Raw genomic sequence first — 18816 nt, 5'->3', positions numbered from 1 at the left:
GGGCCGTTGAATGTCAGCCTGCTTCAGGCTGATACGGGATGCTTCTCCCAAGTTGCTCGTGCCTTATACAGGGTTCTGCCTCGGTGTACGCGAAAATTCCGTCGTGCCCGTAGCCCCGCCGACCGGCCATCTTCCAACGTGCGGTGTTCGGCCGGTGACATTCCTTCGGGCCCCGAAGCACTCCTAGACTCCGGCTCGAATGCCGGTCATCCGGACCAGACGGGGGAAAACCACGTCTTCGCGCCATCCATCGCTCCTCCCCCGCCGGTTTCCCGCCACATCCGCAGAAGGAGCACCATGACCGCCGAAGTGACGACGAGCGCTGCGCAGTCCGCGCACTGCGGTCTGCCCGACTACGACCGATTCCTGCGACTGGCCATGTCCGGGGTCGCGCGCACGCGGACCCCGGCCGCCGACTTCGAGCCCTTGTTCGAGCTGCCCGCCCCGGGGCCGGAGCTCGCCCGCTTCCTGTCCGCCGCGAGCCTGCGCTTCGCCGGCATGGGCGAGGTCCGCGGCACCCGCCTGATCCTGCTCGACCTGATGAGCCACCCCGGCACCCGGACCGTCAAGACCCTGGCCTCGCATGTCATCGTCGCGCGCGCCGTGCGGCACGTGCGCGCCACCGGTGAGCCGGTGATGATCGTGACGCCGTCCTCGGCCAACAAGGCCACCGCCCTGCGGGACGCCGTGGCGCGCGCCTACGCGCTCCAGCTCGCCGACCCCGACCAGCTGCGGATCACGACGCTGGTCCCCGACGCCTCCCGGCCCAAGCTCTGGTCCTCGGAGCTCACCGCCCGGCCCGGGCTGCTGCGCCGCAACCCGATGTGCGTGCTCGACCCGAGCCAGCCGGCCCATGTGAAGTCCGTGGCGCTCGACGCCGTCACCGCCTGCCGCGACGCGGTGTTCGCGCAGACCGGCTTCCGTCTGTGGCACACGCTCGATCTGGGCAACTACCGGTGCGCCGACGCCGTGCGGGCGTGGGCCGAGAACGTCATGGCGCCCCCGGTCCCCGGCCGCACCCGCGCCCACGCGCACGCCGTCTCCTCGGCGTTCGGGCTGCTCGGCCACGCCTACGGCGGCACGCTGCTGGAGGACGCGCCCGAGCCCGGGCAGTACTTCCTGGTCCAGCACCTCGCCACCCCGGACATGGTCCTGAGCCTGCACGGGGCCGCGATCCCGGAGTACCGCCACGATCCCGTCTCCGGGCTCTACCACCAGCAGGACGACCCCCGCTTCCCGGCGACCACGTTCGCCGTCGACGAGGACCTGGAGCCGACCTTCTACACCCGCTCCCCCGCCACCTCGCCGGAGATGAACGAGATCATCAACCGGCAGGGCGGCGGCGGCATCGTGGTCTCGCTGCACGAGTGCCTGAGCCGCTACCCCGAGGTGCGGGGCCTGCTGCTGAACGCCGGCGTGGAGCTCCCGGCCGATCCGCGCGCGCTGCGCGAGTGGTCGCTGGTGATGGCGATGACCGGTGTCCTGAACGCCCTGGACCGGGGCCTGATCAAGGCCGACGAGGTGGTCGTGCACGCCTCCGGCTCGTACACCGCCGCCGACTACACCCCGATCCCGGACGAGGCGCTGCGTCCGGTCGCCGACGCCGCCGGCCTCGCCGAGGTCATCACCGCCGCCGCCGGGGAGCCGGCGTGAACGGGCCCCTGGTCCGGCGCTGGACCGAGGCCCGGTACCAGTGGCGCAGCGGCGAGGGCTGGTGGGCCACGCTGCGCGCGCGATGTTCGAGCCTGCCGGGCCGGCGCTTCGTCCACACCGAGATGGTCGCCGGCGACGGCAGTGTCCGCGTCACCTACGCCGGGTTCCCCGAAGGCCGCACCTACGTCGTGCCCTACCTCACCGAACTCCTCGCCTCCCTCCCGGGCGAGGTGTCGGTGCGCGAGCACGCACCGGTGTCCTGGAGCTGGATCCGCGAGCGGGTCCGGCAGCCCGCCGCCGACGCCGGCCTGCTCGTCGTCGGCTGCTCCCGCGAACGGGCCCATGCGCTCCCGGCGGACCGGGCCCTGATGCTCCCGTTCCGCGTGCACATGCTGCTCGACGTCGACGAGGGGACCAAGACCCACAAGTCGGTCTCCCCCAACGAGCGCCGCCAGTTCGCCAAGATGCGCCGCGAACACGAATGGGACTGCGAGGTCGGCACCACCGAGGCCGACTTCGACTTCTTCTACCAGCGCATGCACCGCCCGACGATGGAGCTCCGGCACGGCGAGCGCGCCCGCAGCGTCGACCGCGCGATCGCCCGTCACTCCCTGTTCCACCGCGGCGTGCTGCTGTTCGTCCGCGAAGCCGGCGTGCGCGTGGCCGGCGTCCTGTGCCGGCTCGACGAAGGCGGCACGCTGCTGCGGATGCGGTTGCTCGGCGTCCTGGACGGCGACGAGACCCATTACCAGAGCGGCGCCGTGAAGGCGGTCTACTACCTGGCCGCGGAGTGGGCCGCCGACAACGGCGTGCGCCGCATCGACTTCTCCGGCGGCGACCCCTTCCCGGCGCAGGGCGTGTTCCAGTTCAAGCGCCGCTTCCGCCCCACCATCGCCCAGCCGCGCGACCACTTCGGCGGCCGCCGCGTCTACCTGCGCCTCGGCCAGGACTCCCCGGCGCTGCGGGACCTGCTCGTGCGGGCACCGCTGATGACCGTGGACGCCGCCGGCCGGCTGGTGGGCACGCACTTCGCGGACGGCGCGCGCCCGGCCCGCACCGGGGTGCGGACCGACGGGACCGGGGTGCACTCCACGCAGGTCCTCGACCTGGACGAATTCCTCGGCACGGTGAAGGAAGTCAAGGAAGGTGTGTTGAGATGACGGTCGTCGGGCTGCGGTCCCCCAGTGTGGCCGAGCGGCTGGGCCGCGCGCTGGTGGAGGCGGGGTTCGGGCCCTTCTTCGGGACGCCCTGCGGGATCCTGGCGCCGCTGTACGGGGCGCTGGAGGAGCACGCGGACCTGCTGACGATCGCCCGCGAGGACAACGCGGTCGGGGTCGCGGCGGGCGCGGCGCTGGCCGGCGGCTCGCCGGCGGTGCTGATGCAGAACTCCGGGCTCGGGCAGTCGGTCAACGCGCTGGCCTCGCTGGTGGTGCCGTACCGGGTGCCGATGCTGCTGGTGGTCAGCATGCGCGGGATCACGCCGGACCCGACGCCGGAGAACGAGGCGATGGGCCGGCTGACCGAGCCGGTGCTGGCCCAGCTCGGCATCCCCGCCCGGCGGCTTCCCCCGGATCCGGGGGCCGCCGACGCCACCGTGGCCTGGGCCGCCGCCACCGTGCGGGAGCGCCGCCGACCGGCCGCGCTGCTGATCCCGCCGCCGGCGTTCGGATGGCGGGCATGAACAAGGTCGAGGCCATCCGCACCGTGCTGGACCACGCCGCGGACGCCCCCGTCGTGTTCACCACCGGCTACGCCTGCCGCATCGCCCGCGGCATCGCCGACCGGCCGGGCCACTTCTACATGACCGGCTCGATGGGCCTGGCCTCCTCGATCGGGGCCGGGCTGGCGTTGCAGACCGGGCGGACCGCGATCGTGGTGGACGGCGACGGCAGCGTCCTGATGAACCCGGTGGGCCTGCTCACCGTCGGCGCGCTGGCCGCGCTGCCGCTGCTGCAGGTGGTGCTCGACGACGGCCGCTACGCCTCCACCGGGGGCCAGGCCGTGCCCTCGCGCCGCGTGGACCTCGGCGCGCTGGCCGGCGCCTGCGGCTACCGGTCGGTGTACGAGACCGACCGCGTCGAGGAGCTGGCCGAGCTGCTCGACGCCGCGCTGCCGCACTGCCCGGGCCCGGTGTTCGTGCGCTGCGACCTGCGCGAGCCGGACCCGCCGGTGGCGCCGCGGATCGACGCGGACCTGCCGGCGCACGCCGCGCGTTTCGCCCGGCACGTCAGCACGCTGGGGGCCGGGTGACGGGAGTCCCCTGTCCGGCTCGTGCCGTCCGCCCGACCCGCCACCCCGCTGCACCCGCCCTCACCCGCCACCTCAGCACTTTGGGAGTGCGATGACCCTGCGAACGCCGCACGCGCTGCGGCCCGGACCGGTGGGCCGGGTGCACCTGGCCGCGCTCGTGCTGTCCTTCGGCCGCGGCGCGTGGTTCACCTGCTCGGCGATGTTCTTCCTGCACTCGGCCGGGCTGACCGTCACGGAGTACGGCGTCGGCCTCACCGTCGCCGGCGCGCTCGGCATGGCCGCCGGCGGCCCGCTGGGCTACCTCGCCGACCGGGTCGGCGCGCGCGAGGTGCTCGCCGTCGTCACCACCGTGCAGGGCCTGAGCGTCGCCGGGTACATCCTGACCCGGCAGTTCTGGGCGGTCATGGCCCTGACCTGCGTGATGATCGCGTGCGACCGGGCCGCGCCGGGGATCCGGATCGCGCTGATCGCCGGGCTGACCACGCCCGAGGAACGGATCGCGGACATCTCCACGAACCGGGTGATGACGCAGGGCGGCATCGTGGTCGGCGCCGTCCTCGGCGCGTACGTGCTGGCCCTGGACAGCCGCGCCGGGTACACCGGGCTGCTGGCCGGCTACGCCGCCACCAACGTCGCGTTCGCGGTGCTCCTGCTGCGGGTGCCGCACGTGGAGTCGATGGCCGACCGCGGGGTGAGGCGGCGGTCGACGGTGCTGCGCGACCGGCCGTTCCTGGCGCTCACCGGGTTCAACGGCCTGCTGGCGCTGTGCTGGGGGATGCTGACGGTCGGCGTGCCGCTGTGGCTGACCAAGGACACGCACGCGCCGCTGTGGATGATGGGCGTGCTGATCGGCTTCAACGCGGTGATGATCGTGCTGTTCCAGAACGCCGCCAGCCGCCGCGGGGCCACCGTCCGCACCGCCGGGCGGCTGGGGCTGTGGGCCGGCGTGACGCTGGCCGTGGCCTGCGCGCTGTTCGCCGCGACGTACCACGGCTCCGGCTTCCCGGTCGTGGCGCTGCTGGCCCTGGCCGCGACCGCGCACGTGGCCGGCGAGCTGCTGTTCATGGCCAGCGGCTTCGGCATCTCGGTCGGCCTGACGCCGCCGAACGCGCACGGGGAGTACCAGGGCACGTTCGCCACCGGCCAGGCCGCCGCGCAGATGGTCGCGCCGAGCGTCATGGCGCTGGTGGTCGTGCACACCGCGACGGTCGGCTGGTTCATCCTGGCCGGGGTGTTCCTGCTCGCCGGCATCGGCACGCTGCGCACCGCCGAGTACGCGCTGCGGCGCGGGAAGGCGGCCGAGGCCGCCGCCGAGGGCTCCGAGGGCTCCGGGGACACCGGGGACGCCGAGGACACCCCGCAGCGGTACGCCCAGCCGGATCGGGCCTGACGCCGTGACCGGCATCGGCACCCTGATCCTGCCCGAACACGGCCGCCGCAGCGGGACGGCGCTCTGGCGGGACGCCGAGGAGCTGGGGTTCGACCACGCGTGGACCTACGACCACCTGACCTGGCCGGCGCTGCACGGCCGTCCCTGGTACGACGCCATGGGGACGCTGACGATGGCCGCGTTCTGCACCGAGCGACTGGTCCTCGGCACGCTGGTCGCCACCCCGAACTACCGCCACCCGGTGCTCACCGCCCGCGAGGCGCTCACGCTCGCGGAGTTGAGCGAGGGCCGGTTCGTGCTGGGGATCGGCGCCGGGGCGGCGGGCCCGGACAGCGCCGCCACGGCCGGCCCGGAACTGGCACCGGCGCAGCGCGCCACCCGGTTCGAGGAGTTCGCGGCGATCCTGGACCTGATCCGGCGCCAGACCGTCACCTCCTATCAGGGCACGCACTTCTCGGCCCACGAGGTCTGGACCTTCCGCGGCCGCGACGACCCGATACCGCTGGCGGTCGCCGGCACCGGCCCGCGCGCCATGGCGGTGGCCGCGGCGCGCGCCGACGCGTGGATCGCCTCCGGCGTCCCGGGGCAGTTCGGCGACGAGGAGGCCTTCGGCGTCCTGCGGCGCCAGCTCGGCCGGCTGCGCGCGGCGCGCGAGGCGATCGGCCGCCCGGCGGCGATGGGCGCGCTGGTCAGCCTCAGCCGGATCTTCGCCGACCCCTACGGCTCCCCGGAACGCCTGGCCGACCTCGTGGGCCGGTGCGCCGACCTGGGGTTCACGGACGCGGTGGTGGCCTGGCCGCGGGCCGAGGGCGCCTTCGCCGGCGACCGGACCGCGTTCGAGAAGGCGACGTCCCACGTCCGGGCCCTGTTCGGGCACGACGGAAGTGGCCCGTTCGCCGGCGCGCGCCGAATCTGGGGATAAGGGTTCTCATTCACCGACTCTCTGCGGGAGCGTACCGATGGCCACAGCGGGAACGGCGGCGGCGACCCGGGTCACCGCCGCGAAGTGGGCGGCGGTGCGCACCGCCCTGCTCGACGCCACCGGCCGGTTCGGCCGCCTGGTCGCGGCCGCGCCGCCGGCCGCGATGGCGACGAAGGACTGGACCGTCGCCGACACCGCCGCGCACGTGTGCGGGATCGCGAGCAACTACACGGCGATGGTGGTGGCCGACAACGCGCCGCGGCCGCTGCCGGAGGTCACGAAGCACCTGCTGAGCACGACGGTCGAGAACATCCACACCGGCCTGAACCCGACGCTGCTGCGGACGTTCCCGGAACGGGACCCGGCGCGGCTGGCGGTCCTGCTGAAGGAGGCGGTCCGGCAGATCCTGGCGCTGACCGCCGACGCCGACCCGGAGCGGCTCGTCACCTGGCTCGGCGGGTCGAAGCTGCCGCTGGCCGGCCTGCTGGCACACCTGACGAACGAGCTGATGGTGCACGGCCGGGACATCGCCGAGCGCACGCGGGTCCCGTGGTCGATCCCGGAGGAGTACGCGGCGCTGTTCTTCGAGCTCTTCCTCGTCGAGATCATCCGCAACGACGTCGGCGTGCTGCTCGACGAGGCGGGCCCGCCGCGGCCCGGCCGGATCGCGGTGGAGTTCCGGTCCGCGTTCACCGCACCGGTGACGATCGTGGTCCGGGACGGCGCGGTCTCGGTCGAGGACGCGGCCGGCCGGCCGGACGTGCGGATCCGGTTCCGCCCGGTGGGGCTGGACCTGATGCTGTTCCACCGGCTGGGCCGGATCCGCACGCTGCTGGCCGGGGCGGTGCGGGTGCGGGGACCCCGGCCGTGGCTGCTGCTTCCCTTCCTGCGGAAGGTGCGGCTGCCGTGACAAGCGCGGGGCGTCAGTTCCAGGGCGCCGTGGGGAACCAGATGTAGTTCAGCCGGTGCAGGACCTTGACGTCCCAGTAGAAGACCGTGAAGAAGCCCGCGACCAGGAACGCGGCGCCGGTCAGGATGCTGGTGCGGGTGGGGTTGACCGCCAGCCGGCGCTGGAGCCGTCCGCCGAGGCCGTAGGACAGCAGCAGGAACAGGACCGCCATCACCACGATGTTGCCGACCGACTGCAGGGTGAAGGCCATGGCGCCGTAGAGGGCGTTGTGGCTGTCGGCGGCGTGCTGGAACATCTTGCGGAACAGAGGGTAGGGACGGCCGATCAGGAAGCCGCCGACCAGCGCGCCCATGAGGATCAGGGGCGCGTTCGGGTACCGGCGCGAGACCTTCGCCAGCGGGTCCGAGACGATGCCCAGGGCCGCCAGCCCCATGACGATCATGACGCCGCCGACCAGCCCGAAGGCGATCATCGACTGCGCGGTGCGCGGCGTGATGCCGTGCCCGGCCTTCGTCGAGTACTGCGGCATCCGGGTCCCGGCGACGCCGACGAGCGCGCCGTACGCCGCCGACACCGGGATCATGCCGGCCGTCAGCCAGCCGACGGGGCGCAGCGTGTGCAGCAGCCGGGTCCGCCGGCTCTCGGCCCGGCCCACCAGCGGGCCCACGGCGCCGAACACCGCCACGTTGCACGCGGTGAAGGACCCGGCCAGCCCGGTGACGAAGGCGAACACGATGCCGGAGACGACGCCCCCGATCGGCGTCGTGCTCGCGGTGTGGCCGAGCATGGCGTCGGCGGAGGTGAAACCGATGTCCTGGTCGGCGAGCTTCGCGGACCACAGGTAGGACAGCAGGAACCCGCCGGCGGCGCCGATCAGGAAGATCAGGGCGCGGCGGCGGGGGAACCAGCCGTTGACGAACAGGGAGGTCGGGGACTTGGGGGTGAGCGGCGGCTCGGTCGTCGTGAGCGTGCTCATAAGACCTCTGATATCTCTCGCGGGGACGGGCGGGGTGCGCGCGAGATGAGTGTCCGGCGGACAGTGGCGCCCGGCCACTCCGAGAATGCTCGGTTTCGGGGTGGTGTGTCCCCGCCCCGCGGACGGGTGAATCGAAACCCGCGGCCCACCGCATCTAGAACGTAGACGGCAAGCGAGACGGCAAGCGAGACGGCGAGGAAGGCGGAGATCGTGGGGTGGACGGGTCGCGGCGACCGCGAACGACAGGATGCTGAGTTCACCGAGTACGCGCAGGCTCGCGCCGCGCGGCTGCGGGAGACCGCGTATCTGCTGTGCGGGGACTGGCACCGGGCGCAGGACTTGGTGCAGACCACGCTCTCCCGGGTCTACGTCGCCTGGCCGAAGATCGAGCGGGCCGAAGCGGTCGACGCCTATGCGCGGCGGGTCCTCACCAACGAGTTCCTCGGCTACCGGCGGCGGCGCAGCAGCTCCGAGCGGATCACGGACGAGCTGCCGGAGACCCCGGCGAGCACCGAGCAGCACGACCTGCGCCTGACCCTGCTGGAGGCGCTGGGGCGGCTCTCGCCGGGCCGGCGCGCGGTGGTGGTGCTGCGTTACTGGGAGGACCACAGCGTCGAAACCGTCGCGGAGATGCTCGGCATGAGCGCCTCCGCGGTGAAGTCGGCGAGCCTGCGCGCCCTCAGCGAACTGCGCACCATGCTCGGCGCCGAGTTCCTGGCCGACCTCGCCGCCGTCTGACAGCGGGCCCGCATCGCGGGCCCGGCCGGATCCCGAAGCCTCTCCGAAGGAGACACCACCATGCAAGCAGACGAGGAATTCCGCTCCCGGCTCCGGGAGGACCTGGCACAGCGGCCGCAGCCTCCGGTCGGCACCCTGGCCGCCGACGCGCTGCACGGCGGGCAGCGCCTGCGCCGCCGCCAGCGGACCGCGCGCGCCGTCAGCGGTGTGGCCGCGGTCGCCGTGGTCGCGGTCGGCTCGGTCACGCTGGCCGGCGCGTTCGGATCGGACGCCGGCTCGGCGGTCGGCCCGGGCGGCGGCACGCCGAACGCCGCGCCGAAGACGTTCGCGTCGAGCACCGCGCCGGTCGGACCGCCGCCGTCGGGCCCGCATTCCTCGGCGCCGGGATCGTCGGGGACCGTCCAGATCCCCTCGACCTGGACCTCCGTCCAGCCCGCGACGAAGGTGGCGAACCCGGAGTGGGTCACTCCGCGGGCGATCGTCGCCGAGATGCAGAAGCTGCTCCCGTCCGGCGCCGCGACCTCGGACTACTCGGGCGACTACGCGTACGGCGGCGGCGATCCGCGCATCATGTGGGCCGTCGACGGGAAGCTCACCGTGACGACCGCGAAGGGGCAGGCCGGCCTCCGGATCACGCTCCACAAGTACGACGGGATCCCCGCCGGCGGCACCTGCTCGGAATCGTGCGCGTCCCGCCGGCTGGCCGACGGGACCCTGGTCACCCTGCAGCACGACTGGCAGAGCCCGAAGGGCGCCTACGTCATGGTGGTCCGCCCGGACGGCATGTCGGTCCAGGCCACGACCGACGACGTCACCCGCATCAGCGACGACCAGCTGTTCGCCCTGGCCGGCGCCGGCGACTTCGGCGGCCTGAAGATGGACAAGGCCTTCGTCCAGCACGCCGAGTCGACCGTCAAGGGCGACTTCATGAACCCGCCGGCCTGACCCAGGCCTGACCGGCGCCGGCGAGGCGTCCGATCAGCGGCCGGACGGGCGGACGGCGGTTCCCCGGTGAGTCAAGCACCGGGGGACCGCCGCCTTGCCGAGCTTAGCCAGCATCAGCGCTTTAGCGCTTCCAGCGCGCGGGTCAAGCCCCTGATGTCCCTGATGACAACGTGATCTGTCGCAGTACTCTGATCCGCATGAAACGCCACCTCGCCTCCGCCCTCGCGGGCCTGGCCGTCGCCGGCGGCCTCACCCTCGCCACCACGTCCTCAGCCAGCGCGTACCCCCGGTGCGCAGCGGGCTACCAGTGCTCGTGGGTGTACTACACCGACGCCGCGCACACCACCGCGACCGGCGTCCGCGGCTTCGACTGCAACGGCAACCTGTTCAGCTGGGGCACCACGTCCGCGTACGTCATCTACGAGCAGGACACCTGCGGCGGCGGCCCTGTGAACTGATCTGCAGGAGTCTCATATTCCGCGGGCACCACGCTGACCTGTCACGACGACAGTTGATCCGTCCGGGCCCACCACGGGGGCCTGTGGGCCCGGACGGCCGAACCGTCACCTGCGACACCGAACCGAAGCACGGTTCCGGCCAGCCACCGCCGCCCCGCACCAGCAGGTCGAAAGCACCGTCCGCGGGTATCTCGGCGACGCGGCCCCGCAGGCCCTGCCAGTGGTGGAGCCCCTGGTGAGCCCCTGGTGGTGACGGCTGTGGCAACACTGGTGCCGCTGCGGCGCCGACCGGCGCCGGGCGGAGAACCTGCACCCTTCACCCCCATGTGGGAAAATAGGGATGCCGAGTGTCGTCGGCGAGCATCCCTCGAAGGAGGCGACGCAGTGAGCGGAAGCCGCAGCGCGCTCGCTGAGCTGCTGCGTTCGGCGACTCTCCGAACCGCGCCGGGTTTCCCCCGCGCGGGGACCGGCTTCTTCGTCGCACCCGGCCTGATTCTGACTTGCGCGCACATCCTCACCGAGCCCGGAGACGAGCCCCCGGACATCGTCCCGTGGGACTGGGGCGACGAGGTCCTCGACGCGAAGGTCGTCAAGGACTTCCGTCGGCATCACTCCGGGCTCGACCTCGCCGTTCTGGCGACGACGGACGTGGTCGACCATCCCGTGGTCGCGTTCGCCGAGCCGATCGAGCCCGGCGACGAGCTGTGGTCCTGCTGGTATCCCCAGGGCCAGGACGAAGATGAGGACGTCGTACGTCTCACCTACGACGGAAGCGAACTCCTTCGCACCACAGACGGTCGCGTCAGCGAGGGCTTCAGCGGCGCGCCGGTCCTCAACGCGCGGACCGGCGGGGTCTGCGGCGTGCTGAGCCCGGAACTCATCCGCGCCGAGAAGATCCTGGCCCTCGACGGGGTGAAGGGCCCGTTCGCCCCGACGCCGGACCGCGCCCCGTGGTTCCACCTCCTCGACGACGAGCAGCTGGCGGCCGGCGAGTGGCGCCATCCGCGCCGCCGCCTGCGGAAGTATCTGAAGGCCGCCCGCGACGCCGCCCGCGACCACTCGCACGCCGTCTACCTCCCCCAGCGCGTCATCCCGCGGGCCATCGGCCGCCTGCGCGCCGAATCAGGACACGGAGACGCCCAGCCGCTCGACGCCGGAAGCCTCCTGGACGGCACCCGCGAGTGCGTCGCCCTGATCGGCGGTCCGGGCACGGGCAAGTCGAGCATGCTGCGCCACCTCACCGACTCGCTCGCCACCGGCTGGCTGACCGGCGCCGGGGCCACCGGCGTGCCCGTCCTGACGCCGGCCTCGTCCCTGACGAGGGACCGATCGCTCCCCGAGGCGTTGGCGGAAGGCGTGCGGGCGGCCCTGGGGACCCGGCTGGCCGACCGGGACCTGCCGGGGCTCTTCGAGCACGAGCCCATCCCGGGCGTCCCGTGGATCGTCATGCTGGACGGGCTGGACGAGATCGCCGACCCGGAGCAGCGCGAGCACATCCGGAGCACCATCGAGTACTGGCTGTCCCATTCCTCGGACCACATCTTCCTCACCGCCGGACGACCGCCTCTGGACCCGGACTTCGTGCGATCGCTCAGCGCGCTCAGTCTTTCGGTGTTCGAGATGGAGAACTTCGCGGCGAGCCAGGTGCCGTACTTCGCCGAACACTCCTTCCGGGTGCTGGGCGTGCCCGACGCCGCGCGGGCCACGAACGACTTCCTGGCCGCGCTGTCCGCGACCAGACTGGAACGGCTGGCCGAAGTCCCGTTGATCGCGAGCATGCTCTGTGCCGTGTTCGCCGAACAGCCCGGCAAGCCCTTGCCCCGGAACAAGGCCGAGTTGTACGAAGCCGTCGCCTCACTGCCGGATATCGCGATCGATCCCGACGACGACATCGGCGAGCCGCAGCCGGAAGGGGTGGGGACGACACTGGTGCACGGTGACGTCGCCGACCTGATGCGGCTGGCCGCGCTGTACCGCGAAGGTGCCGACTTCTCTGACGAGATCCTCGCGCAGGCCGCGGCCGGCCTGGAGACGGCACTGGCCGCCGGCGCCTTCCGCTTCGACGTCGCCGAGGCCCTGGGCGGGATCGATGAGGAACGCGGATTCGCCGCGCTGCGCGACTGCGCCGCCGACGGCGGGCGGCCGGTGCCGGAGCGCGCGGCGGCGATGTGGCGGATGGGCCGCCTCAGCCCCGGCAGCGCACTGGAGGCGTTCCGTTCGATCGTTCTGGATCCGGCACAGCCCTGGCCGCTGCGGGACACGGCATACGGCGAGATGGCGCGCCTCGACACGGACAAGGCCGTCGAGGTGCTGCTCGCCTGCGTACGGGCTCCCGAGGCGGACTGCGAGACCGCGGACTGGGCCTTCGACCACTTGGCGGACCTGGACGCCGACCGCCTGGACGGCCTGCTGGCGGTGGTCGCCGAGGACGACACCCGCTCCGGGCACCTGCGCCGGCACGCCGCCGACCGGCTCAGGGCCCGGAACCACGAGGCCGGCGTCGAGGCGCTCTGCGGCATCGCCGAGGACCGGAGCGTCGACGGCCTGAACCGGTTCTGGGCCGCGGAATCGCTCTCGCCGGACGAGGACCGGAGCCCACGTGTCAGGAACCTGATTCCGGCGATCGCCTCGGATCCGGCGGTCGACGGCCCCACCCGGCTCCAGGCGGCGATCGCCCTGGCGCCGAGAGACCGGGACCTCGCGGTGGCCGCCTTCGAGGCGATCCTCGCCGACGCGTCGGCCGACCCGGCGATCCGCATCCGGGCCGGCACCGAGCTGGCCTGGTCCCACCCCGAGAGCGCCGCCGGCGGTCTCATCGCCCTCGCGTACGACCGCGCGCTGCCGCCCACGGCCCGGCTGGACGCGGCGGTCGCCCTGGGCTGGATCAACGGCTCGGTCGCCGCCGAGGCCCTGCTGGACCTGGTGCGGGACGCGACGGTGCCCGGGACGGTGCGCGCGACCGCGGCCGGCCACCTGGACTGGATCCACCGCCAGGACCTGTTCGGCGCGCTGACCGCCGTCGCCGACGACCCCCGCGTCGAAGGACCCGAGCGCACCGCCGCCGCGACCCGCCTGGCCCGGCTGAGCCCCGCCGACGCCGTGGACCCGCTCGCCGGCATCGCCGCCGACGCGACCGTCCCGAGCCCCGACCGGATAGCCGCCGCCGACGAGCTCCACGCGATCGACGAGGTCCGCGGCGCGGCGGCCTTCGCCGACCTCGTCGGCGACGCGTCGCTGCCGGAGGCCTCCCGCTTCTACTGCGCGGTCGAGTCGGGCAGCGCCGAACTGCTGGAGGCCGTGGCCGCCGACCCCGCCATCGCCGGCGAGCTCAGGGTCCGGGCGGCCTTCGAACTCAGCGGCCTCGACGTCGACCGGGGCACCGCCGCCCTCGCCGCCGTCAGCGCCGACCCGGTGGCCGACGCGACCCTCGCCGACCGCGAGCGCTCGGACCTCCGCCGCGAATGGCACCACCGCCGCGAGGCCTTCGACCGCCAGTGCGAGCGCGGCCTGGCGCTCCCGGACGACACCCCGGCCCAGGAAGTTCCGCACCACCTGCTCTCGAACCGGGTCCGCGCCGCCCTGCTGATCGGCCTCGTCGACAAGCCCCGCGCCGACACGCTGCTGCGTGACCTGCGCGAGGATCCTGATCCGGAGGTCGCGGCCCAGGCGGAGCTGGCGCTGGGGCGCGCCGCCTGAGGTGACGCGCCGGAGCGACAGCGACATCTGTCGTAAGGAGGTACGGACCCGGGTTACACCCCGCCGCGGGTCACGCCTCAGTCGCGACCGCGATCACCCACGCCAGACGGAACGCCTCCTGGTGCCAGGAGTCATACCGGCCCGAGCGGCCGCCGTGTCCGGCCTCCATCTCGGTCTTGAGCAGGAACCGGCCGCCGGTCGCGGTGGCCCGCAGACGGGCGATCCACTTCGCCGGCTCGTGGTAGCCGACCCGGGTGTCGTTGAGGCTGGTGACGGCCAGGATCGCCGGGTAGTCGACCGCTGCGACGTTCTCGTACGGGGTGTACGACTTCATGTACTGGTACACCTCCGCCGACTCGATCGGGTTGCCCCACTCCTCCCACTCCGTGACGGTCAGCGGCAGGCTCGGGTCCAGGATGGTGTTGACGGCGTCCACGAACGGGACGTCCGCGACGATCCCGCAGAAGGCCGCCGGATCCAGGTTCGCGACCGCGCCCATCAGCAGGCCGCCGGCCGAGCCGCCGCGGGCCACCAGCCGGTCCGGGGCGGTCCAGCCCTGGTCGATCAGGTGGCGCGCGCAGGCGACGAAGTCGGTGAAGGTGTTGCGCTTCGCCAGCAGCTTGCCGTCCTCGTACCACCGCCGGCCCAGCTCGCCGCCGCCGCGGATGTGCGCGATCACGTAGACGAAGCCGCGGTCCAGCAGGCTCAGCCGGGCGATGGAGAAGCCCGGGTCGACGGAGTACTCGTAGGAGCCGTACCCGTAGAGCAGACACGGGTTCGGGCTCTGCGCGGTGACGCCCTTGCGGTGGACCATCGTCATCGGCACCCGCACGCCGTCCGGCGCGGTGGCCCAGATGCGCTGCTGCACGTAGTCCGCGGGGTCGTAGCCGCCGAGGACCGGCGTCTGCTTCAACAGGAACATCTCGCCGGAGGCCGGGTCGAACTCGTAGACGCTCGGCGGAGTGACCATCGAGACGTAGGAGAAGCGGTAGCGCGCCGCCCGGAAGGAGGGATTGGCGCCCGGACGCACGGTGTGGATGTGCTCCGGCATCTCGAACTCGACGCCCTGCGCGGAGATCACCCCGTCGGTCACGGGATGCGAGGCCAGGTGCGTGAGCCCGTCGCGGCGGTAGTACACGACGACGCGGTCCGCGAACGCCTGGGCCGCGTCCAGCCGCGTGGCCTCGTCGTGTGGAATCAGAACGCTGAGCTCCTCGGGCGCGTCCAGCGACGCCGTGGCCAGCTCGAAGTTCACCTTGCCGTCGCCACTGTGCAGGATCAGCAGCCGGTCCTGCGCCGGGTCCGTGGGATGCGCCCAGTGGTCCACCCGGCACTCCACGCCCTGCCGCCGCGGGAACACCACGCGGAAGTCGCCCAGAGGATCGTCCGACGCCAGCAGCCGCACCTCGCTGGTGACGTTCGAGCCGAAGGTCAGGACCAGGTACCGCTGGCTGCGCGTGAGGTGGATCCCCACCGCGAACCGCTCGTCCGGCTCCTCGACGATCAGGACGTCCTCGGAGGCCTCGGTGCCCAGGGTGTGGCGCAGGATGCGGTCGGACCGCCAGGCGTCGTTCGTGGTGGAGTAGAACAACTGGGTGGCGTCCGCGGACCACGCTGCGGAGTAGGCGGTGTTCGGGACCTCGTCGGGGAGGTCCTGCCCGGTCGCCAGATCGCGGACCTTCAGCGTGAAGCGCTCGTTGCCCGCGAAGTCCACCGAGTAGGCCAGGAGCCCGCCGTCCGGCGAGACCTCGAAGACCCCCAACGACAGGAAGTCGTGCCCCTCCGCCAGCACGTTGCCGTCCAGCAGGACCTGCTCCCCGGGCAGCGCCGAACCGTCCTCGGACAGCGCCGGCGGGTCGTCGCCGTCCGCCGCGACCCGGCAGTGGACCGCGTACTGCCGCCCCTCCTCGGTCCGGGAGTAATACCACCAGTCGCCTTCGCGCGAGGGCACGGACAGGTCGGTCTCCTGCGTACGGCGCTTGATCTCCTGGAAGATCTCCTCCCGCAGCTCGGCCTGATCCGCGGTGGACTCGTCGGCGTAGGCGTTCTCCTCACGCAGATACGCGAGCGTCTCAGGGTCCTCACGATCTATCAGCCAGTAGTAGGGATCCTGGACGACGTCACCGTGGCGGACACGTTCGTGCGGGCGGACGGGTGCGACCGGAGGTTTCATGACGGCGAGTCTAGACAGGCAGTCGCCGACAAAGCGCGAACATTTGGACCTCCGGCATCACCGCTTGCTCCGGAACGTAGGTCAGCGTGTCCTCCCACTCGACGGCGAACCCGGCTTCCTCCAGGACCCCGCGCCACGCCTCGCGTGAATAGCCGGTGACCCGCAGCCAGTTGCCGAGGAACGGGATCGGCATGTCGTCGACGTCCGCCTCCACCATCGCCACGGCCAGCAGCCCGCCCGGCGTCAGGGTGCGGTGGAACGAGCGCAGCACGGTCCCGATCCGCGCGCGGGGCAGCATCAGCAGCGAGAAGAACGCGGTGACGGCCTCGTACCGCGCGGGGTCCTCCGGCAGGTCCGCCAGGTCCCCGAACACGAAGGCCGCTTCCGGGACGTTCGCCCGCGCCAGTTCCAGCATGACCGGCGAGAAGTCCACGCACGTCACCGCGCAGCCCGCGTCGAGCAGCCGGCGCGCGGCGGGCAGCCCGGTGCCGGCACCGGCGTCCAGGACCCGCGCACCGTCCGGCAGGTCGGCGAGCAGCCGCTCGACGCACGCGATCTGGCCTTCCTTGTGCGGGAAGGCCTCGTCGTAGCGGCCGCCGATGGCGTCGAAGCCGCCGGCCTGGGCGGCCTGGCGTCGGGCCCATGCGTCGGTTCCACCCACGAGCCGATTATCAGAGTTCTGTCGCCGTCAGGGGCGGGAACGCGGAAGGATCACCGGATCGGGGGACGCGGAGGACGCGGAGGGTGCGGTCAGACTTGCTCCGGGCTCTCGCCGGGGCCCGCGCCCGTGCCGGGGGTACCGGTACCCGTCCCGGTCCCGGTCCCGCTCCCCGGGCCGGCACCCGGGCCCGCGCCCGGCCCCGGACCCGCCCCGGCGTCCGCCGTCCGCGCGCGCCGCCCACCGGCCGGCCGCCGCCACAGCAGCGCGGCGACCACCAGCAGCACGACGCCCAACGCCAGCAGGATGATCGGCAGGTAGACGCCCAGCCAGCGGATGACGGTGGCGCCGTGCTTGGCGTCGCTGGCCGCCTTCTGCGAGCTCGCCAAGGTCAGGTGGTACGTGGTGGCGGCCACCGGCAGGAGCGGGACGGCGGCGCCGGCCGGCGGGGCGATCTCGGCGACCCGCTGCTGGTTCCGCTGCACGTCGATGACCAGGCCGGTCGACGGGTCGACCCAGAACGTGGACTCGTCCTGGAACGCGTACGCCATCGGCACCGTCTGCGGCAGCTGCGGCAGGATCTGCGCGAGCTGCGCCGCCTTGTCGGCCGGCAGCGGGGCGATCTGGCCGAGCTGCTTGAGCAGGGTCAGCGGCAGCGTCTTCGGCAGGGGCCCCAGGATCTGTTCGTCGACGATCTTCGCCGGGGCGGCCTTGGCCTGGTAGACGTACGTCGTGATGCCCTGCTTCTCCTCCTCCCGGAGGTAGGTCAGCGTGGCGGTGGTCCGCGTCTCCGGCGTCCACCCCTGATACGCCTTCTTCTCGGCGCCGAACGGCCAGCTCACGGTCAGGCCCTGCGCCGGGATCACGACCCAGTCGGAGGGGTAGCTGCTCACCGCCTCCAGCGACTGCCGGTCCACCGCGTAGTCCCACGTGGTCTGCTCGACCTTGGTCCCGGCTGCCGTCGTGACCCGCGCGTCGCTGACCAGGGCCTTGTTCCCGGAGGTCTTCTCCACGTCCACGTGCTGGTCCACCGTCATCGGCACGTTCGACTTGATCGCCGCGGCCAGATTGCCCTGCGCCAGCGCGGCCGGGTCGAGCAGCGTCTGGAACGTCCCCTCGTAGCTGCGGTCGATCGCCCGGCCGCTCGGTACCCGCGCCACCCACGTCGGCGTGACCAGCCAGGCCATCAGCGCCGCGGCGACAAGGGAGATCACGCCCACTACGGCGCACGTGATGCTGGTCTTGGTCATAAACGCCAGTTTCCATGCCAAACCACTGCCAAGGCCACTGAACGGCGCTAACGGGTGAATCCGAGCACGACGGCACCGCGCCCGCTTGTTCTTGAATGGCTATTCAACTATGGTGGTGCCATGCCCCGACCCCGCGAGTTCGAACCCGACACCGTCGTCGACGCGGCGATGCACAAGTTCTGGGAGAGCGGCTACCGGGCCACCTCCATCGAGGACCTGGTGAAGGCCACCGGCGTCAAACCCGGCAGCATCTACAGCGCCTTCCCGGGCGGCAAGCACACGCTGTTCCTCAAGTCGCTGGAACGGTATTCGCGGCTCGTCGTCCCGCAGAAGCTCGGGGAACTGGAAGGACCGCACGCCTCGCTGGCCGAGGTGCGCGCGTACTTCGACGGACTGGTCGCCGACCTGCTGACCCCCGAGGGCCGGCAGGGCTGCCTGTTGGTCAACACCGCGATCGAGAACGCCGCCGAAGACGACGAGGCGGCCGCCGTCGTCCGCGGGCACCTGGCCCGCCTCGAACGGAACATGACCGCGGCACTGGACAACGCGCGGCGGCGGGGCGAGGTCCGCGGGGACCTGGACCCGGCGACCGCGGCGCGCGTGCTGGTCGCGACGTGCCAGGGCTTGATGGTCGTGGGCAAGGCCCATCCGGACGAAGGGGTGCTGCGGGCGATCGTCGACGGCGCGTTCGCGAACCTCGCCTGACCGGGAGCCCGCCCTTACCTCCGAGCCGCACCACCTCCGCACCACCTCCGCACCACCTCCGCACCACCTCCGCACCACCTCCGCACCACCTA

Annotated in this window: 16 protein-coding genes; 12 read left to right on the top strand and 4 right to left on the bottom strand. The window is 72.7% G+C overall.

The features are described from left to right. Positions 1-297: 297 nt before the first annotated feature. The 7 genes from ABD466_RS36030 to ABD466_RS36000 all read left to right on the top strand — a co-directional run bounded on the left by ABD466_RS36030 (position 298) and on the right by ABD466_RS36000 (position 7125). The gene (locus ABD466_RS36030) at positions 298-1653 is read left to right on the top strand and encodes a DUF6002 family protein (RefSeq protein ID WP_344661742.1); all 1356 of its coding nucleotides are present in this window, start codon (positions 298-300) and stop codon (positions 1651-1653) included. Beyond that, on the top strand, positions 1650-2813 hold the full coding sequence (locus ABD466_RS36025; RefSeq protein ID WP_344661741.1) for a GNAT family N-acetyltransferase: 1164 nt from the start codon (positions 1650-1652) through the stop codon (positions 2811-2813). Before ABD466_RS36030 ends, ABD466_RS36025 begins: the two co-directional genes overlap by 4 nt. Continuing rightward, positions 2810-3334, top strand: a complete 525-nt coding sequence (locus ABD466_RS36020; protein WP_344661740.1) for a thiamine pyrophosphate-binding protein — start codon at positions 2810-2812, stop codon at positions 3332-3334. Before ABD466_RS36025 ends, ABD466_RS36020 begins: the two co-directional genes overlap by 4 nt. Then, on the top strand, positions 3331-3903 hold the full coding sequence (locus tag ABD466_RS36015; protein WP_344661739.1) for a thiamine pyrophosphate-dependent enzyme: 573 nt from the start codon (positions 3331-3333) through the stop codon (positions 3901-3903). The genes ABD466_RS36020 and ABD466_RS36015 overlap by 4 nt, the downstream gene beginning before the upstream one ends. A gap of 91 nt (positions 3904-3994) precedes the next feature. Continuing rightward, entirely contained in the window at positions 3995-5293 is a 1299-nt protein-coding gene (locus tag ABD466_RS36010) for an MFS transporter (protein ID WP_344661738.1), read from the top strand. A 4-nt stretch (positions 5294-5297) separates the two neighbouring features. Then, positions 5298-6215, top strand: coding sequence for an LLM class flavin-dependent oxidoreductase (locus ABD466_RS36005; RefSeq protein WP_344661737.1), 918 nt, complete (start codon positions 5298-5300; stop codon positions 6213-6215). A gap of 37 nt (positions 6216-6252) precedes the next feature. Continuing rightward, entirely contained in the window at positions 6253-7125 is an 873-nt protein-coding gene (locus tag ABD466_RS36000; protein ID WP_344661736.1) for a maleylpyruvate isomerase N-terminal domain-containing protein, read from the top strand. Between the two features lie 13 nt (positions 7126-7138). Here the strand turns inward: ABD466_RS36000 and ABD466_RS35995 are convergent, their stop codons facing one another. Continuing rightward, a complete protein-coding gene (locus ABD466_RS35995; protein WP_344661735.1) occupies positions 7139-8101 on the bottom strand; it encodes a hypothetical protein in 963 nt (320 codons plus the stop codon). A gap of 210 nt (positions 8102-8311) precedes the next feature. Between ABD466_RS35995 and ABD466_RS35990 the strand changes: the two genes are divergently transcribed. The 4 genes from ABD466_RS35990 to ABD466_RS35975 all read left to right on the top strand — a co-directional run bounded on the left by ABD466_RS35990 (position 8312) and on the right by ABD466_RS35975 (position 13938). Then, positions 8312-8839, top strand: coding sequence for a SigE family RNA polymerase sigma factor (locus ABD466_RS35990; protein WP_344661734.1), 528 nt, complete (start codon positions 8312-8314; stop codon positions 8837-8839). Positions 8840-8899: 60 nt separating this feature from the next. Next, complete coding sequence (locus tag ABD466_RS35985) at positions 8900-9784, top strand: hypothetical protein (protein ID WP_344661733.1); 885 nt, start codon at positions 8900-8902, stop codon at positions 9782-9784. 197 nt (positions 9785-9981) lie between these two features. Beyond that, entirely contained in the window at positions 9982-10242 is a 261-nt protein-coding gene (locus tag ABD466_RS35980) for a DUF6289 family protein (RefSeq protein WP_344661732.1), read from the top strand. Positions 10243-10626: 384 nt separating this feature from the next. Then, positions 10627-13938 (top strand): trypsin-like peptidase domain-containing protein, encoded by a 3312-nt coding sequence (locus ABD466_RS35975; protein ID WP_344661731.1) that lies wholly within the window; start codon positions 10627-10629, stop codon positions 13936-13938. A gap of 70 nt (positions 13939-14008) precedes the next feature. Here ABD466_RS35975 and ABD466_RS35970 read toward each other — a convergent pair whose 3' ends face one another. From ABD466_RS35970 to ABD466_RS35960, 3 genes are all read right to left on the bottom strand, one after another. Continuing rightward, positions 14009-16111 (bottom strand): S9 family peptidase, encoded by a 2103-nt coding sequence (locus tag ABD466_RS35970; protein WP_344661730.1) that lies wholly within the window; start codon positions 16109-16111, stop codon positions 14009-14011. A 10-nt stretch (positions 16112-16121) separates the two neighbouring features. After that, positions 16122-16772, bottom strand: coding sequence for a class I SAM-dependent DNA methyltransferase (locus ABD466_RS35965; RefSeq protein WP_344661729.1), 651 nt, complete (start codon positions 16770-16772; stop codon positions 16122-16124). An 89-nt stretch (positions 16773-16861) separates the two neighbouring features. Then, a complete protein-coding gene (locus ABD466_RS35960) occupies positions 16862-18019 on the bottom strand; it encodes a PorA family protein (protein WP_344661728.1) in 1158 nt (385 codons plus the stop codon). 120 nt (positions 18020-18139) lie between these two features. Here ABD466_RS35960 and ABD466_RS35955 point away from each other — a divergent pair, with 120 nt between their 5' ends. Beyond that, complete coding sequence (locus tag ABD466_RS35955; protein WP_344661727.1) at positions 18140-18724, top strand: TetR/AcrR family transcriptional regulator; 585 nt, start codon at positions 18140-18142, stop codon at positions 18722-18724. The last annotated feature ends 92 nt before the right edge of the window (positions 18725-18816 follow it).

The sequence above is a fragment of the Catenulispora subtropica genome (genome assembly GCF_039531675.1).
Lineage (GTDB): Bacteria > Actinomycetota > Actinomycetes > Streptomycetales > Catenulisporaceae > Catenulispora > Catenulispora subtropica.
Note: the sequence above shows the minus strand (reverse complement) of the source record. Positions and strands in the feature narration are given on the sequence as shown.

Coding starts and splice junctions, on each gene's coding strand:
- ABD466_RS36030 (WP_344661742.1), top strand. CDS start 298: ATGACCGCCGAAGTGACGACGAGCGCTGCGCAGTCCGCGCACTGCGGT.
- ABD466_RS36020 (WP_344661740.1), top strand. CDS start 2,810: ATGACGGTCGTCGGGCTGCGGTCCCCCAGTGTGGCCGAGCGGCTGGGC.
- ABD466_RS36015 (WP_344661739.1), top strand. CDS start 3,331: ATGAACAAGGTCGAGGCCATCCGCACCGTGCTGGACCACGCCGCGGAC.
- ABD466_RS36010 (WP_344661738.1), top strand. CDS start 3,995: ATGACCCTGCGAACGCCGCACGCGCTGCGGCCCGGACCGGTGGGCCGG.
- ABD466_RS36000 (WP_344661736.1), top strand. CDS start 6,253: ATGGCCACAGCGGGAACGGCGGCGGCGACCCGGGTCACCGCCGCGAAG.
- ABD466_RS35995 (WP_344661735.1), bottom strand. CDS start 8,101: ATGAGCACGCTCACGACGACCGAGCCGCCGCTCACCCCCAAGTCCCCG.
- ABD466_RS35985 (WP_344661733.1), top strand. CDS start 8,900: ATGCAAGCAGACGAGGAATTCCGCTCCCGGCTCCGGGAGGACCTGGCA.
- ABD466_RS35980 (WP_344661732.1), top strand. CDS start 9,982: ATGAAACGCCACCTCGCCTCCGCCCTCGCGGGCCTGGCCGTCGCCGGC.
- ABD466_RS35970 (WP_344661730.1), bottom strand. CDS start 16,111: ATGAAACCTCCGGTCGCACCCGTCCGCCCGCACGAACGTGTCCGCCAC.
- ABD466_RS35960 (WP_344661728.1), bottom strand. CDS start 18,019: ATGACCAAGACCAGCATCACGTGCGCCGTAGTGGGCGTGATCTCCCTT.
- ABD466_RS35955 (WP_344661727.1), top strand. CDS start 18,140: ATGCCCCGACCCCGCGAGTTCGAACCCGACACCGTCGTCGACGCGGCG.